Raw genomic sequence first — 16,938 nt, forward strand, 5'->3', positions numbered from 1 at the left:
AATAAGCATTATTACTTATAAGAAGGACAGAATATGAGCCAAAACCAACCGCAACAATTGGTGGCGGGTGCCAACGCGCCATTACCCAATGACCATATCAGTATTCGTATCATAAGCCAAAACGCGGTAGATTGCGCCGCTTATCGCTTAACTAGCGATGGTAAGGTACGCGGTGATGGCGACATGATATTTTATGGTCAGACCCGCAGCGACGACGGCAATGTCAGCTTTCGCGGCCATGACAGCGATGGGTTTTTTGATATCAATTTGCCCGCGCAGCCTGCCAATATCGACAAGATTGCTTTGGCATTCTCTAGCGAGCAAACGCTGGCGCAAATCGGTGATGTGGATATTCAGGTATTGCAGGGCAGCCAAGTATTGTTGACCTGCCAGCTAAATGGTACTGGCCGCTCCGAAAAAGCCATTATCTTGGCCGAATGCTACCGCCGGCAGGGCAGTTGGAAGTTTCGTTTTATCGCGCAGGGGTTTAATGGTGGTCTCAAGCCATTATCTGAGCATTTCGGGGTCGAGATTGCTGATGAAGCGCCAGCCCCAAGCCAAGCAGCACCTCAAGCACAGACGATCAATACACAGAAACCCAATCGACCTGCTCAGGCCACCCCGCCGCCGATACCCGCCAGTCCTACGGTAAATTTAAACAAAATCACCTTAACCAAAAATCAGTCCAGCATCAATCTAAAAAAACGCGACAATTTTGGCAAAATCGCGGTCAATCTCAACTGGAACCAGCGGCCAAATGCCGATCAAAAAACGCCCAAAAAAGGGCTATTAGGCGATTTATTTAAGCAGCACAAATCTGGCGGCATCGATTTGGATGTCGGTGCGATGATTCATCTAAAAAATGGCGAAAAAACCCTGATTCAAGCACTGGGCAATCGCTTTGGTAGCTTGCAGTCGGCGCCTTATGTGTGCTTGCGGGCTGATGATAGAACCGGGCAGGTGAGTGACGGTGAATGGCTCGATATCAATGGTCAACAGTGGTCGCAGATTGAGGAGGTGTTTATTTTTGCCTTTATTTATGAGGGTGTGCCAAACTGGGCCCAAACTGATGGGGTGGTGACCATTCACGTGCCAGAGCAGCCACCGATTGAGACTCGTCTGACAGAAGGCACCGACAACCTGCCTATGTGTGCCATCGCGCGGCTGGTCAATCAGCAAGGCAGCATCAATGTCGAGCGTATCAACCAATACTTTAAAGGTCACCAAGAAATGGATAAGGCCTTTCATTGGGGCTTTAGCTGGAAGCGTGGACGTAAGTAACACCTAATCCCAATCTTCAAGTATCAGTATTCAAATATCAATCAGCCCGTCTATGATAAATAGACGGGCTGATTTTTTGTAAACAAAAACAGTTATAGTAAATACAAGTAGCACCTATTAAGCATGCGGGGTAATCGCAGGCATCAAGTCATGAAAGGTACGACCAGAGGCAGTCTCTCCGATGGCGTGCATCTTCCACTCGCCGTTATGACGATAGACCTTGGCCATAATCATCGCAGTATGGCCGCCTTGTGCGGATAAATTATAGCGCGCCACCTCAGCGTTGTTGCTGGCGTTGACGATACGGCAAAACGCATTTTCGACGGTCTCAAACGTCTGACCGGTAAAGCTATTGACCGTAAATACCAGTGACGTCACATTGCTTGGGACGCGCGCGAGATCGACGTTGATGACTTCATCGTCGCCGTCACCATCGCCAGTACGATTGTCGCCTGTATGGACGATGCTGCCGTCTTTTGATTTTAGCTGGCTAAACCAAATCGCATCGACGGCTTGTTTGCTGCTATCGAACATGATGCAAGAGGCATCAAGATCGATAGAGTCGCCGCCGCTACCACCGCCAAACAATTTACCCAAAAACCCGCCTTTTTGTGCTTGAGGCCCTTGAGCCACATCCCAGCCTAGGCCCAGTTTGACTTGTGTCAGCTCGCCGCCAGCTTCTTTGCTTAAAGAGATTTTTTGCCCTTTTTGTAGATTAACTGCCATGAGATTGTCCTTATAATAATTGTGAGTAAAAACGAACAGCGCCGCGCTATAAGATATTGTCTAAAAAGCCACCGCCGCCGCCGCGACCGCCTGAGCTGGTGCCTAGGATGCTTTGTAGCCAGCCTTGGTAGCTGTCACGGTTGCGTGAGCAGATGATGACTTTGCCGCTACCTGAGAAGTTTAGCACCATACCTTCGCCGCTGGTGACGGAGTTGATGATATTGCTCATGATGCCTTTTTTCTTACTGGTCGACACCGACAGTTTATAGTCTAAATTTGAGTCCCAGCAGACCACGTGACCATTATCAATGATGACGTCTTTGTCTGGTGTCACCTCAATCTCAAACAGCGAGCCAAAACCTGATACCACCACTTGACCTTGGCCTTGGGTCTGCATCACCATAAAGCCGCCGGTATCGCCAAATACTGCGCCGCCAAGGTTGCGCTGAATATTGGCTCTGATATCGACGCCTGTTTGCGCGGCGACAAAAGCTCCATCACTGAGTGTGTATTGCTGCTTGCCGACCTCGATGATTTGCATGTCGCCATCTAGCGTTGGTGCAAGCAGGCAGTCTCCTTCGCCGCCCGTCGCTTCTATCTGCTGCTGAAATAGGGATTCGTCATTGGCAAAGCGGCGCATCAACGACTGCATCAGCCCGCCTTGTAGCTTGCCTTTTAACTCAAGATTGGACTCCATCATGACCATGGCGTTGGCTTCACAATAAATAGAGTCACCCTTTTTTAGATTGCAGTGCAAAAAAGGCTCAATGGTACCGATTAAGCTAAATGTCGCGGCCATAGGGGGCAAATCCTTCTTTTAATCTTTTTGATAGAGGCGATGTCACAGGGGCTGATTTATAAAGCTTTATGCTGCGTAATAAACATAAAGCCATCAAATGTGAAAAATGAGCACACTTGATGGCTTATTTGCTGCCGCAGTCCTATATAGATGGTGACTGCGACGATGGAGGGTTTAACCTTTGATAGATTTAAACCATGATAAGTCTAGATCTTGATAAGTTTAAACCCAGATAAGGTTAAACGATGGCGTTATACATTTACGCCATAAGAAGCCGCTAATGGGCCAAGACCGCCATTAAAGCCTTGTCCAACCGCGCGGAATTTCCAATCGCCGTTGTGACGATATAGCTCACCGAAGATCATAGCCGTCTCGGTGCTACCGTCTTCTGATAGGTCGTAGCGAGCGATTTCGGCTTGTCCATTATCATTGACTACGCGGATATAAGCGTCGCCCACTTGGCCGAAGTTTTGGTTACGAGCTTGGCCTTCATAGATGATGGCACAGATGGCGACTTTGCTGACATCCGCTGGGACATTGGCTAGGTTAATTTTGATTTTTTCATCATCGCCGTCGCCTTCGCCAGTACGGTTGTCACCGGTGTGCTCGACCGCGCCGTTGTCTGATTTTAGGTTGTTAAAGAAGATAAAGTCTTGGTCGTTACGGACTTTACCCACTTCATTCAACAAAAAAGCGATGGCGTCTAAGTCAAAATCTTGACCGTCGGTCGCCCGCGGATCCCAGCCAAGACCGACTGTGATGTTGGTCAAGCCTGGCGCTTCTTTTGATAAGTTTACGTTGCCGCCTTTTGTTAAGCTAATAGCCATATAAATATCCTATGAATTAATAATTAAGAGTTTTTGGTGTTATAAGTTAAAAATAGGGCAGTCATGACTATCTGAGCACAAAAGATCAATAAGTCGACCTGTACGCCATATCCTGCCTATCGTTACGTCTAACTATACTAAGCGATTGCTGAGTAAGCAAGGCGTATTTTGTGTGACTATACAACATATATCTTTCTGTCTACAAAGAAGTAAGATTATGACCATATCCATCGTCGTTTCGCTATTTATCTGATTATCATTTATAATAGCGCGCTCAGGTTCCCTCTACCCTGCTGTAAAAAAAGGCCGATTTATGAGTATTAGTACTGTTTTGACAACCCCGATCGAACCCATTCGCTATCGCCGCGCGCTATTTTGGCTGGTCAGCCTGCATATCTTTATCATCGCCAGTAGTAACTACTTAGTGCAGATACCTGTCGAGCTGTTTGGCTTTATCACCACATGGGGCGCTGTTACTTTTCCCTTTATATTCTTGATTACTGACTTGACCGTGCGTATCTTTGGTCAGCATTTAGCCAGACGTATTATCTTTTTTGCGATGATGCCTGCGCTGATGATTTCTTATTATTTTTCTGTGGTGTTTTCAAATGGTCAGTTTATTGGTCATGAGCATCTGCTGGATTTTAATTTATTTGTCTTTCGCATTGTGTTGGCCAGTTTTAGTGCTTATGTGGTCGGACAGCTGCTGGATATCCAAGTATTCAATAAACTGCGCCGTTTGAGTATTTGGTGGGTTGCACCGCTCGCATCGACGTTTATTGGCAATTTGGTCGATAGCTTTTGCTTTTTTGCCATCGCTTTTTATAAAAGCCCAGATCCTTTTATGGCGTCGCACTGGATTGAGATTGGTACGATGGACTATTTGTTTAAGATAGTGATGGGCGTGTGTGTTTTTTTACCGCTCTATGGCGTGGTGTTGGCAAAACTTCAGAAGATGCTAGCAGGGAAGTAAACACCAGCAAAGATAGTGAGCACCTTAATGCCAGTAGGACGGTACTGATTTTAAAATAGATTAACGATATCACGCTAGATAATGAGCGAAGTCTGCAAGCACACATAAAAAAACAGGTTATACCAATTGCTCGATATAACCTGTCATTCGATCACTTAATGAAATCGAATGCTGACACTAAACACAGCTGCGTTATTCAAGTGCTTGGCGTTTACGGTAGTTGAGTGATGCAACAAACGCCCAACCAATAAAGGCGATACCGATAAGACCAGTGATCAGCTCTGGCACGTGGAATTTCACCGACAATAGCATGATGATGGCCAAAGCACCGATGGCATAATGCGCGCCGTGCTCTAGATAGACAAACTCATCGAGCGTGCCTTTATCGACTAAGAAAATAGTCATCGAACGGACAAACATCGCACCGATGGCAAGACCTAGCATGATGACAATCACGTCATTGGTAATGGCAAAGGCACCAATCACACCATCAAAACTAAACGACGCATCAAGGACTTCTAGGTATAAGAAACCGATGATACCGCCTTTCATGATGGCGCTGGTGGCCTCAGATCCTGAGGTGCCGCCTTCGTGCTCTAGCTCTTCTTCCAAATCGCCCTCGAGCATACCTGATACCACTTGGACACCAAGATAGACAAGAATACCCCAGACGCCTGCGATTAATACCGCCGCTGATTGCTCAGCGCTGGCCCATGATACCGCAACCATCAAAACGATCAGCGCCACAAACACGCTCATGGCATCGACTTTGCCCAGCTTTACCAAACGGCTCTCTAACCATTCAAACCAATGCACTTCTTTATCATCAAAGATAAAGTTTAAGAACACCAGCAATAAGAAAATACCACCAAAGGCAGAAATCTCTGCATGGTGTGCCATGAGTCTGGCAGAGTATTCTTCTGGGTTATACAACGCTAGATTGATCACTTCCATCATACCAAGGTCAGCAGTGACGGCAACGATGACGATTGGGAATACCAAACGCATACCAAATACGGCGATTAAAATACCAACCGTTAAAAAGATTTTTTTCCAAAATTCGTCCCAGCCTTTGAGGACTGAAGCGTTGACCACCGCATTATCAAATGATAATGAAATCTCCATGACGGCCAAAATAGCAGTAATAGATAGGGTGGTTATCATACCGCCCATACCGCCGTGTGAATATCCCCACCATGCTGCGATTGCAAGGGCAATAATGGTAAAGATAAAGTCTAAATAAAAATGTCTCATGACACATCCTGTTTGGTTGCGTAAAGCTAAGGTCGGCCTATTATAGGCACAAACTGCAAAAAAGTGGTTATCGCTAACCACTTTTTATGGATAATTTTAAACGAAACCTAAAGTATTGCTAGTCGTTTGCCGATGAAAAATTGTGACTGTTTTGCAACCAAAATTTGTGCGTATCATCGTGTCTGACAGTGCGCTATGACTGTCTGATCGCTAGGATAGAGGGTTATACTCAAAATTAGATATCGACGCCATATTGATGACACATCGCCTGCAAGCCGCCTGAGTAGCCCTGACCGACAGCGCGGAATTTCCATTCGCCATTATGGCGATATACCTCGCCAAATACCATGGCGGTCTCGACCGAGTAGTCTTCTGCTAAGTCAAAGCGAACGACTTCTGTACCTGTTTCTTCATTAACCACACGGATAAAGGCGTTGGCCACTTGACCAAAGTTTTGATTGCGCGCTGCCGCATCATGAATGGTGACCGTCACCACGACTTTGTCGATATCGGCTGGGACTTGGGTGAGGTTTACTTTGATGACTTCATCATCGCCATCGCCTTCGCCTGTACGGTTGTCGCCAGTATGCTCCACTGCGCCATTGTCAGATCTGAGCTGATTGTAGAAAATAAAATCATGATCGCCGCGTACTTTGCCCGCGGTATTTAATAAAAACACACTGGCGTCCAGATCAAACTCAGCACCAGAGGTAGCGCGCTCGTCCCAGCCAAGACCGATGAGCAGTTTGGTTAGGTTTGGGTCGGTTTTGGTAAGCGATAAGTTACCGCCTTTGTTCAGTGATAAAGCCATGGGATTGTCCTTATTATTAGAGTAGGGAGGCGCAGGATAAAAGCACGGGCCATATTATGGTACATTTGAGTAGATTAAGCCGAGCAAAACCTATGATGGGATTGGTATTTGGACAGCCTGCGCTTTTTCGCCGCGTAGTAGTGCTCTATCATAACAACAAAAAATGGCCCAATCAAAGCCGATTGGGCCATTGTGATATTTGCTACAAAACACTACGAAAGCTGGGCAAACAAGGCGGGTATAGGCCTTTTTTATGCCTTAACGATGACGAATCTCAAAGCTTTGGTGGATGGGTTTTTTGATATTAAAATCAAAGCCGATGGTCTTTGGCGTGATATTGACAATATCGTAGCGCTCGCTTAGCTGCTCGTCCAACTCAAAACGGGTGAAGTTATTAGAAAAATACAACACGCCATCAGAGGTTAAGCGGTTCATGGCGCGGTTGATAAGGGCAGCATGGTCGCGCTGCACATCAAAGGTGCCTTGGAATTTTTTTGAGTTGGAAAACGTCGGCGGATCGATAAAGATAATATCAAACTGCTCAGTATTGTTCTTGATCCACTCAAAAATATCGGCAGCGACGAACTGATACTTGCTCCCACTGACATCCAGACCATTTAAGGCAAAGTTTTGCTTGCCCCAGTCGAGATAGTTTTGTGACAGATCCACGCTAGTGACTTTTTTGGCGCCAGCGAGTGCTGCGTGTACACTGGCCGTACAGGTATAAGCAAATAAGTTAAGTACTGACTTGCCGCGACTGTTGGCTTTGATACGGGCGCGCATGTTGCGATGGTCGATAAATAGGCCGGTATCGAGATAGTCGGTAAAGTTGACATAAAAGTAAGCGCCATCTTCGCGTGCGATATAAAACTTACCGCGCTTTTCGCTACTGCCTTGTTTGCTGTATTGCTCATTACCTGATTGACGGGCGCGGGTTTTGATAAAGACCTGCTCGCGGTTGATATCAAACACCTCACGGATACCCATCAGGGCGAGGTTGAAGCGTTTTTTTGCGGTCTCAGGCGGGATGGTTTTGGGCGGTGCGTATTCTTGCACGTGCGCATAATCACCATACAGGTCAATGGCAACTTTAAAGTCGGGCAAATCAGCGTCATAGACACGAATATTGCTGACATTGTCTTTTTTGGCGAGTTTTTTAAGCTTGGCGAGGTTTTTTTGTAGACGGTTGATAAAGTCTTGCCCGCCCTCTACCGTGATGTCACGCTTCTCAAAACGACTGACCAGATGGCCTATTTGCCCAGCGATAAGGGTACCATAACGAAAATAAACCGTAATGGCACCGTTGTGACAGCGCAGAGTTTTTGGTTCTTTGATTGGTAAGATATCGACCTGTTCGACACGAGCGGCCAAGATGCCAAGCATTGGATTAATGCCACTACCTGCAAAGCTGTCTTGCAAAATAAGCCCGATTGACTGGTATAAAGGCTTGATAATGTCTTCATCGCCTAAGCGCTCGCCATAAGGTGGGTTGGTAATGACAAGCGGATTGCTCAAGCGGCCGTCATCGACCAGCGGCTTTAGCACACCGCCTAGTTGATTGAGAGCGCGCGTCTCGATATCAAGCAGCGGCAACAGTTCTTGCAACCCTGCGGCGATCAGGTTTTTTTCTGTGGCGAGTATCGCACCGCTATCAGCATCAAAACCCAAAATCAGCGGCAAGGTGTCTGGCTGCTCTTGAGCAATGGCGAGCGCCTCGCGAAAACGGTTTTGGGCATTCTCAATCATCTGCTGCCAGAGCGCATCATCATGATGTTGCCATGCATAAAATCCGAATTGATTGGCTGCTTTATCGATACCGACAGCATAATCACAATGCATCAAGAGCGCTTCGATAATAAACGTACCTGATCCGCACATAGGATCGATAAGAGCGTTATAAAAAGGCGCGTTGCCTGCGTCGTTTTTCTTATGCCAACCTGCGCTATAGAGTAGCGCTGCGGCTAGGTTTTCTTTTAAAGGCGCGTCGGTCATGGCCACACGATAGCCGCGGCGATGCAAGCTGGTACCCGAGAGGTCTAGATACAGCTCGGCTTGCTTGTCATTGACAGTAGCAAACACAGAAAAATCTGGGTTTTTGCTGTCGACGTTGGGGCGGCTGTCATATACTTCATTGAAGGTATCGGCGATGGCGTCTTTGATACGCAGCATCGCAAACTGCTGACTGACCGCCACGCGCTTATCGACAGACAGACGGATGGCAAAGGTTTGCTCTAAGTCAAACTGCTCAGTCCAGTTGACAGACTTTGCCAAACCATAGAGCTGCTCGGCCACATCATATTCGGTATTAATGTTTTTGCGTTTGATTGGCAGCAGTACCCGTGAGGCCACGCGTGACCAAAGACAGATGGTATACAGATCACGCAAGCCGCCAATGACGGCCAGACGACCGGTGCTTTTGATATCGCTTTGAATACCAAAGCTGGTCAGCTCAGTCTGTAGCGGTGCTTCGAGCCCATCGGCACAGGTAACGATAAGCTCAAGCGACAACGCTGGCGAAGATGCTGTGGAAGATGCTGGCGAAGTGGTTTCGGTCATACGGATACCTGTGGTCTAAAAGGGTAAATGAGGCACATCAGCAATGGCGATGTTTAACCCATGATTTTATCATATTTCCAGGTAGGATGGTTTAAAGTGGTGGGTATTGAGCAAGATAGTCGCGTCTTTACTGCTCATTTTTTGTCAGGGGTAGCGGCTCTGATGACTGTGATACTACCTGCGTGGTGGTGGCAAAGGGCTTAGTGGCGATAGGATAATCGACGTCCTTTGGCATCAGCAAACGCATATGTGGATAAGGGGTAGAGATGTTGGCAGCATCGAACGCGCGTTTGATGTCTTCTTTGAGACCTTCTTTAATTTTTGGCATACGGGCGACGGCAGCAGGTTTTACCCAAAAACGCACGATAAAGAAAACTCCGTACTCACCAATTTCATCGACTGTCGCCGAAGTCTCAGGACGGCTGAGCACCACATCGGTGTCACTGAGGACTTGTAGGATCTCTTTGCGAGCGGTATCGATATCGTCTTCAAAGGCGATACGCACACGAATATCAAACCGTATGAAGTTTTTGGAGGTTAAATTGGTCACCTCAGAGGAGGCAACATTGGAGTTTGGAATAATGACGGTGATGTTGTCCCGCGTCAAGATATGCGTGGTACGCAGGGCGATGAGTACCACTCGGCCTTCATTTTCATTGATATGAATCCAGTCACCTACTTGAAACGATTGCTCAAGCAAGATGGTGATGCCAGCGATAAAGTTGGCAAGGGTGGACTGAGCGGCAAAGCCTACCGCCAGACCGACGATACCGAGACCGGCGACCAGCGAGACGATATCAAAGCCAAACTGCGCCATGACACTGGCCAGACCCAGCACCAGTAGCAGCACAGACAAGATGTTTTTTAGCAGCTGCTCTATCGAGGCATTCAGGCCATAATGCTGCAAGACTTTGTGAATGATCTGCCCAGATGAGGTCCAAAGCACATAATAAATACCTGCCCATGTGCTGGCCTTGGCAGTGGCTTTGATGGTTTCAGGCTCAAAGTATATCTGACTCATAATGGCAATCAAACTTGCCACAATCCAGATATAGCGCAGTACCGAGCGGACAATCTTGGTGCGCCGCTCATTCAAGTGTAGCTTTGTTTTGCTTTGCTTGAGAATATAAATCGCCAACCAATAAAAAAACCCAAGTACCGCAAGTAAGATTAGGATTTTGATGGCAGTACTGGCCAAATAGACCACCTGTGAGGACCAGTCGATTGACTCTTCATCAGCAGAGCCGCCAAGCGCCAAATAAAGGCTAGTATGCAGATCACGAATGATCTCTTGAAAAAAATCGGTAATACTAGCGATTGGCATTTTTTGGTCCATGCAGTGATGAGTACATGTAAAGGTATTAAATTACCTGAAATTAGGGAGGCAAGCAAACACAAGATACGCCCTGATCGCCTGCAATGCTATCTTTTTTATCAGGGTTTTTATGAGAGCGTGTCCTTTCTGTAAAACAGTCCAAATCCTTAAAAATTGTCTTCTTGCGTATCGTGGTACTGATAAGGGATTTTCATCTTGTGCTGTACATCGCGTAATGCTGTCCGTAGTCCTTCTAATATCGTAGGGTGATAAAATGGCGTGTCGAGCATGTTTTTGATATTTAAGTCATTGGTAATGGCTGTCGCCAAGATATGACCGATATACTCAGCATCAGGGCCAATCATGCTGGCGCCCAGTATTCTGTCGGTTTTTTTGCAGCCGTAGATATGGAGCAAGCCACAGTTGACTCCCATCACTCGACTACGACCTTGATTGTCAAAACTGACACGGCCGACGACGTACTCTAACTCTGGGTCTTGTTGAATCTCAGGAAGCGACATGCCGACGTTGACGATCTGCGGTGAGCAAAACACGATAGAAAAAGGCAGGGCAGGCGGACGTATATAGGCGTCTTTTTCATTGCCGCAGATCATGTTGCCTGCGCTGTAGCCTTCATCACTAGCAACGTGTAACAAAGGTATGTGTGCATTGGCATCACCCACGATATAGACGTTTAAGTCGCCAATTTGGCCGGTTTTTATACTGAGGTTTTTTGGTCGGTTTTTATCATCAAGCTCGACGCCCAAGTTTTCAATGCCCAGCTGCTTGATGGTATTGCGTCGACCGGTGGCGACCAGTACGTATTCGCCTTGCCACTGGCGCGCTTCGCCGGCACTGTCTTCATAATTGATAAATGCGGTTTGTTCTGGATGGTCTTGCGTATCGGTATGTCGTGTACCGACGTCTTTGATATCGCTACCTAGGTGCATGGTCAGCTCATGACTCAAGCAATCAATGGCTTTATTGTTGATGTCGTCGTCTTTGAGACCGGCCACGCGCTTGACACGATTAAATAGTGTGACCTCGACGCCCAACCGAGTAAAGGCTTGCGCAAGCTCAAGACCGATGGCACCTGCGCCGACGACGGCCAATGATTTGGGTAAGTCATTGAGCTCAAAGACGGTATCAGAGGTAAGCAGGGTCGCACCCAGCTTATCTGCCCAGCCGTCTGGGATAAACGTCGAGCTGCCAGTGGCGACGATGATTCTTTTGGCGTCGATTAGCTCGTTATTGACTTCGATCAGGCCTTGCTGGTTGATATAAGCGCGACCATCGATTTTTTTGTCCTCAGGCCAGCTCTCGACTTGTTTTTTGATATAGCTGGCAAAGTGGCTACGCTCCTCACGGACGCGTTCCATGACCCGTTTGCCATCGATTTGAGCGGTGGCATGCACTCCAAAGTCTGCAGAGTGATTGGCCTCATGGGCACGGTCTGCAGCAGCAATCAATAGCTTACTTGGCATACAGCCGCCTTGGATACAGGTGGTGGTCCAAAACCCTTCATTGATAATGACGATGTCATCACGGGTTTTGCTGGCTTGCCGAAAGGCATTTTGACCAGCTGTGCCCGCGCCAATCACAGCCACCGATACGGTACGAGTGATTTTTTGCTCGGCACTATCAGCACTAGACGGTTGATTCATAGAATTCTCAAGTGTTAAGAAATGATTATTTAACCTAGATATCACAGATGATGTCAGTGATTATTATCTTGTCAGCTGGTTAAGGCGTTAATGTTGCTAGCAGACGATCGGTATAGCCTTTGGCACGCAGGTTACGCTGTGCATGGGTAAGGGTGCCATTTTTGTCAAACACAAAGGCAGAGCGTACCAGCCCCAAGGTGATTTTGCCGTACATATTTTTTTCTTTGATTACATCAAAATACTGGCAAAGCTTTTCGTCAGTATCGCTAATAAGCGGGATGTGTAAGTCATGCTTGGTGATGAATTTTTGATGAGAGTCGATGCTATCGCGTGAGACGCCAACGATATCATAGCCTAAGTCATCAAACTCGTGGAGGCGCGCGGTAAATTCGGTCGCTTGTGTGGTGCAGCCAGGCGTGTTGTCTTTTGGATAAAAGTATAAAATTAGGCCTTTGTCGGTATGGGCGACCATCTCTTTTAGGCTGATGTCATCATGGATGAAGTGACCGTCTAGCGCTCTGACGATGGTAACAGGAAAATCAGGTAACTTGATGCTCTCTGTGGTGGGCTTTGCCATGCTAATGTCCTTATGGTGTTATATAGTTAGCTGAATGTAAAACTGTTATGGATTTAAACGCGCTACTGGTATAAATTTTACTTGCGTGCTGCGTTCCCAGAGGCTGCGCAACCTACATTTAAAAACAGCATCCCAGTAGCGCTATGACATTTTTAGAGTGTATCGACTATAGATGGTTTGTATAGTATACATCGCAAGTATAGCGAGCTTTATCAGCGTTATCATATTCTTATTATAAGCAGATTAGCAAAAATGAATAATCAGTTTTACACTTTGTCTATTTATCCTCAACAAAAAAGACTGGCAATGACCAGTCTTTTGTACATCGTGCACCCGTTATCTTAAGCAGGTTTTTGTGGCTGCTTGAGGTCTAGACCGACTGTGCATTGCTGTAAGTCTTTTTGCATTTTTTTGACATATGGAAGATTGGAAGGGTCTTTTTTATTCTGTGCGTAGCTTTCGATTTCCCACATTTGACCGATGGTCATGTTGCTACGGACGTCGATGGTGCAATTGCACAGTTTGGTGGCAGTACTTTTGTCAGCGACTTTATATTTGACCGCGCCATTGACACAGGTATTGATATTGTCTTGCTTGATATCAGCCGCGTTTGCTTGGGGCAACGCAAAGATGGCAGCTAGGGCTAGGGGTAATACTGGCAACAACTTCATAAATATCCTCTTACAGATGGCGTTTGTTTTATAAATTTGGTGTGCGTCGCTGTTATCAAGGTACAGCGATACGCGGATGATATCGTCACTTAGGTTTTGTAACTAATGTCTTGCAATCAATGCAATCGCACATACCATAGCAAGGATAGGGCGCAAAATACAATGATGACATGCTGTGTTAATGCAAGCGAATGTTTCGCAAATGTTGATTGTTGGGCTGCGCGCCTACAAAAACTGCGCTATCTGCGCTTAGGGCTGATAGCGGGTAGGGTCGACGACGCCTGCTTGAGCAAACCCTTGGTGGCGCAGCGCGCAGCTATCACACGTACCGCAAGCCAAGCCATTGGCATCTGCGCGGTAGCAAGAAATCGTCTGAGCATAATCGACACCCAGTGATAGACCAAGCTCGATGGTTTTGGCTTTAGACAGCTGCTGCAGCGGTGTCTGAATCGACAAATGATGACCGGTTACGCCCGCTTTGGTCGCGAGGTTGGCCATGTGTTCAAAGGCCGCGATATACTCAGGGCGACAATCTGGATACCCTGAGTAATCGACGGAGCTGACGCCAATGACGATATGATTGGCATCGGTCACCTCGGCCACGGCCAGCGCATAGGATAAAAAAATCGTATTGCGTGCGGGCACATAAGTATTGGGAATGGCGTCATTATCGACCTCATCGTGCTGCTGATTGGTAAATGTGTCGGTAGCGCCATCAGGGATCGTCATACTGTGGTCGGTCAAAGACGAGCCACCCAACTGTGCGATATCGATATCAATGATACGGTGGCTGACCTTGGCAGTTTTGGCGATGGCTTTTGCAGCGACAAGCTCACTGTTGTGGCGTTGTCCGTAGTTAAAGCTGACCGCTGTCACCGAGGCGTAGCGTGCCTTGGCCCAATACAAGCAGGTTACCGAATCAAGTCCGCCTGATAGTAGTACGACGGCGTTTTGCTGATGCAAATCTGTGACTGGCTCGTCAGCAGCTTGAGAAGAGGAGGCGGGCGGCAAGGTAGCGTGAGTCATAGTGGCGTCTGTTATTGGTTGTTTTGTTATTGGTTGAGAAATAGTGAGTAGCTTATCAATGGTGATGAGCAAAAGTAAAGACTAACACCATAGTGATGGAGGCTATCTGGCTATTTTAGCAAAAACACCTGCCTGACAGAACCTTCAGGCGTCTTGTTAATGATGCGTGCCTAAAGCTAGCCACCGCTCGCGCCTGTGACAAGTTGCGCGGATAAATTAACGTCATCTTTTCAATCTGTTAGCAAACTTTGATATAATCGCAGCCGTCAGGGCACCTAGGGCATCCAAAGTATCCAAAGTTTCCAAGATATCTATGTCAGCGCAGGCTTTAACAAATTGCCGATGAATAGATTGCCCTTCATGATAGCCATATAATTTTAGTAAAGATATTGAGTAACTTATGACCGCAGCGACCATATTCACGCCAAACGCCATGCCAGAGCTTGTTGATACAGCGGCCGATGCAGGCTTGGGCAATGATAATTTGTACCCTGAGCACGATAGCATAGAAGATGATGCTGACAATAGCGCGGATGATGACGGTAGCACGTTGGAGCCTACGCAAACAGCGGCGTTTCGCAAACTACAAAAAAAGCTGCGCCGCCAAGTATCGTGGGCGATTCGTGACTTTAATATGATTGAAGATGGCGATGTGGTGATGGTATGTGTCTCAGGCGGTAAAGACAGCTACACCCTGCTAGATATCTTGCTGCTACTCAAGCGTATCGCGCCGATTCACTTTGACATCGTGGCGGTCAATCTGGACCAAAAGCAGCCAGGCTATCCTGAGGATATTTTGCCCGCTTATCTGAACGAGCAGGGCATCGCTCATTATATCTTAGAAAAAGATACCTATAGTATCGTCAAAAGCGTGGTACCAGAAGGCAAGACTTATTGTTCGGCTTGTTCGCGCCTACGTCGCGGCTCGCTATATGGTTTTGCCAAGCAAATAGGCGCGACCAAAATCGCATTAGGCCATCATCGCGACGATATGCTCGCGACGTTCTTTTTAAACCTCTTTCATGGGGGCGCGCTTAAATCAATGCCACCAAAACTGCTCAGTGATGACAAGCAAAACTTGCTCATTCGTCCACTGGCCTATGTCGAAGAAAAAGACATCATCGAGTATGCCAAACTCAAAGCGTTTCCGATCATTCCTTGTAACTTATGTGGCAGTCAAACCAATCTACAGCGTGCCATCATCAATGACATGCTACGTGAGTGGGACGATGCCCATCCGCAGCGTTTGGCGTCTATTTTTAAGGCCATACAAAACGTCGCACCATCACAGCTCGCCGACCGTGAGTTGTTTGACTTTGAGACCTTGAGCCTCGATCGCGATAATGAGGAGCGTCTGTTTGAGGGGGATAATGTCCAAGCAGGGCAGACTCAGAGCTTGGCCGATATTGGTCTGCCTATCGCGCCTGAGACCCAAACGTTTAATCCTAAGTTTGCCAGCAAACCGCCAGCAGAGAGACCCACAGACAGCCGCTCTACCGCACAGAAGATTCCAACGATTAATCCTGTGATTTAAAGAGAGCCGATTCACTCACACCCGTGTCAGAAAAAAACCAGCGCATTATTGATTAATGGCTGGTTTTTTTTGGTTTTGGCGCCAGTTAAGAGCCAACCCTGTGGTTAGCTTTTTGAAAAGACGGGTAGCGGCTCAAAGCTTACCTCGGAGCGCGGTAGCCGTGCCACATCTTGCATACGCCAGTCATCCTTACCATCATTACTCACTTGTAGATAGTATTTGGCTTTTACAGGATCGATATCGACATGAGCACGGTATTTATTGCCTTCTTCGTGCTGGAGCACCACATCGCGATCTTTTTTGATATCGGTGGCATGAGAGATAGACAGCGCCAGCGTCTCAGGATAGGTGAGAGGTGTGCCGTTTAGGAGCTTGCCCGTCTGTAAGCTTTGCTCAGGATAGTTTAAATAAAACACAATATCGCCATTATCGGCGAACTGCATTTCGCCATGCAAGTCCAAATCATGCGTGAGCTTATCACGAGAGATATCATGGTAGAGGGTCTTGCCATCCATATACCAGTCGTCACGTACCACACTGTCACGGATTTGGTAGGAGTAATACACAAACCAGATGCATGCGATCACGACCAGCGCTGGCATACCAATCACAAAGATGACGACCATGTAGTTTTTATACCATGGCTGCGTATCTTGATGCTTAAAGTTTGGTGCTGGAGTAGACATAAAATACCTATTAATCAGATAACGGTTTAGCAGATATCATATCAGTAGATACCGTAAACGCTATCACTGGATAATCTAATGGCACACTGCTGCCAAGTGACAAATGAGTCATCCGCCAATCGCTAATCAAACCAATTGTGAGCAACTAACGGATGAGCGTTATAAAAATAGCCGGACCAAATACGGCGTCTTGGTACTTTTGAGCACCGAGCCTTGACTCTCAGTGCTTTGCAGCATA

15 protein-coding genes are annotated in these 16,938 nt (G+C 47.1%); 3 read left to right on the forward strand and 12 right to left on the reverse strand.

Going from position 1 to position 16,938, the window contains the following annotated elements:
• Positions 1 to 33: 33 nt before the first annotated feature.
• A complete protein-coding gene (locus JFC05_RS01640; RefSeq protein WP_198335506.1) occupies positions 34 to 1,281 on the forward strand; it encodes a TerD family protein in 1,248 nt (415 codons plus the stop codon).
• 117 nt (positions 1,282 to 1,398) lie between these two features.
• On the opposite strand, the gene JFC05_RS01645 is transcribed toward JFC05_RS01640, so the two are convergent.
• From JFC05_RS01645 to JFC05_RS01655, 3 genes are all read right to left on the reverse strand, one after another.
• On the reverse strand, positions 1,399 to 2,007 hold the full coding sequence (locus tag JFC05_RS01645) for a TerD family protein (RefSeq protein WP_075101067.1): 609 nt from the start codon (positions 2,005 to 2,007) through the stop codon (positions 1,399 to 1,401).
• Positions 2,008 to 2,053: 46 nt separating this feature from the next.
• Positions 2,054 to 2,806 (reverse strand): TIGR00266 family protein, encoded by a 753-nt coding sequence (locus JFC05_RS01650; RefSeq protein ID WP_075101068.1) that lies wholly within the window; start codon positions 2,804 to 2,806, stop codon positions 2,054 to 2,056.
• Between the two features lie 251 nt (positions 2,807 to 3,057).
• Positions 3,058 to 3,633, reverse strand: coding sequence for a TerD family protein (locus JFC05_RS01655; protein WP_198335507.1), 576 nt, complete (start codon positions 3,631 to 3,633; stop codon positions 3,058 to 3,060).
• A 313-nt stretch (positions 3,634 to 3,946) separates the two neighbouring features.
• On the opposite strand from JFC05_RS01655, the gene JFC05_RS01660 reads away from it, so the two are divergent.
• Positions 3,947 to 4,606 carry a 7-cyano-7-deazaguanine/7-aminomethyl-7-deazaguanine transporter gene (locus JFC05_RS01660; RefSeq protein WP_198335508.1) on the forward strand — a complete coding sequence of 220 codons (660 nt, stop codon included), beginning with the start codon at positions 3,947 to 3,949 and terminating at the stop codon, positions 4,604 to 4,606.
• A gap of 192 nt (positions 4,607 to 4,798) precedes the next feature.
• On the opposite strand, the gene JFC05_RS01665 is transcribed toward JFC05_RS01660, so the two are convergent.
• From JFC05_RS01665 to queC, 8 genes are all read right to left on the reverse strand, one after another.
• Positions 4,799 to 5,860, reverse strand: coding sequence for a DUF475 domain-containing protein (locus tag JFC05_RS01665; RefSeq protein ID WP_105245098.1), 1,062 nt, complete (start codon positions 5,858 to 5,860; stop codon positions 4,799 to 4,801).
• 235 nt (positions 5,861 to 6,095) lie between these two features.
• Entirely contained in the window at positions 6,096 to 6,671 is a 576-nt protein-coding gene (locus tag JFC05_RS01670; RefSeq protein ID WP_105245099.1) for a TerD family protein, read from the reverse strand.
• Between the two features lie 258 nt (positions 6,672 to 6,929).
• The gene (gene rlmKL, locus JFC05_RS01675) at positions 6,930 to 9,227 is read right to left on the reverse strand and encodes a bifunctional 23S rRNA (guanine(2069)-N(7))-methyltransferase RlmK/23S rRNA (guanine(2445)-N(2))-methyltransferase RlmL (protein ID WP_198335509.1); all 2,298 of its coding nucleotides are present in this window, start codon (positions 9,225 to 9,227) and stop codon (positions 6,930 to 6,932) included.
• Between the two features lie 127 nt (positions 9,228 to 9,354).
• Positions 9,355 to 10,551 carry a mechanosensitive ion channel family protein gene (locus JFC05_RS01680; RefSeq protein ID WP_227697364.1) on the reverse strand — a complete coding sequence of 399 codons (1,197 nt, stop codon included), beginning with the start codon at positions 10,549 to 10,551 and terminating at the stop codon, positions 9,355 to 9,357.
• A 158-nt stretch (positions 10,552 to 10,709) separates the two neighbouring features.
• Positions 10,710 to 12,206, reverse strand: a complete 1,497-nt coding sequence (locus JFC05_RS01685) for a dihydrolipoyl dehydrogenase (protein WP_198335511.1) — start codon at positions 12,204 to 12,206, stop codon at positions 10,710 to 10,712.
• 79 nt (positions 12,207 to 12,285) lie between these two features.
• A complete protein-coding gene (locus JFC05_RS01690; protein ID WP_105245103.1) occupies positions 12,286 to 12,783 on the reverse strand; it encodes a peroxiredoxin in 498 nt (165 codons plus the stop codon).
• 341 nt (positions 12,784 to 13,124) lie between these two features.
• Complete coding sequence (locus JFC05_RS01695; protein ID WP_105245104.1) at positions 13,125 to 13,454, reverse strand: hypothetical protein; 330 nt, start codon at positions 13,452 to 13,454, stop codon at positions 13,125 to 13,127.
• A gap of 249 nt (positions 13,455 to 13,703) precedes the next feature.
• Complete coding sequence (gene queC, locus JFC05_RS01700; protein WP_198335512.1) at positions 13,704 to 14,480, reverse strand: 7-cyano-7-deazaguanine synthase QueC; 777 nt, start codon at positions 14,478 to 14,480, stop codon at positions 13,704 to 13,706.
• 400 nt (positions 14,481 to 14,880) lie between these two features.
• Between queC and ttcA the strand changes: the two genes are divergently transcribed.
• Positions 14,881 to 16,014 (forward strand): tRNA 2-thiocytidine(32) synthetase TtcA, encoded by a 1,134-nt coding sequence (ttcA, locus tag JFC05_RS01705; protein ID WP_198335513.1) that lies wholly within the window; start codon positions 14,881 to 14,883, stop codon positions 16,012 to 16,014.
• 104 nt (positions 16,015 to 16,118) lie between these two features.
• On the opposite strand, the gene JFC05_RS01710 is transcribed toward ttcA, so the two are convergent.
• Complete coding sequence (locus JFC05_RS01710) at positions 16,119 to 16,700, reverse strand: FixH family protein (protein WP_192993422.1); 582 nt, start codon at positions 16,698 to 16,700, stop codon at positions 16,119 to 16,121.
• Positions 16,701 to 16,938 lie beyond the last annotated feature (238 nt).

Source organism: Psychrobacter celer (assembly GCF_016107555.1).
GTDB lineage: Bacteria > Pseudomonadota > Gammaproteobacteria > Pseudomonadales > Moraxellaceae > Psychrobacter > Psychrobacter celer.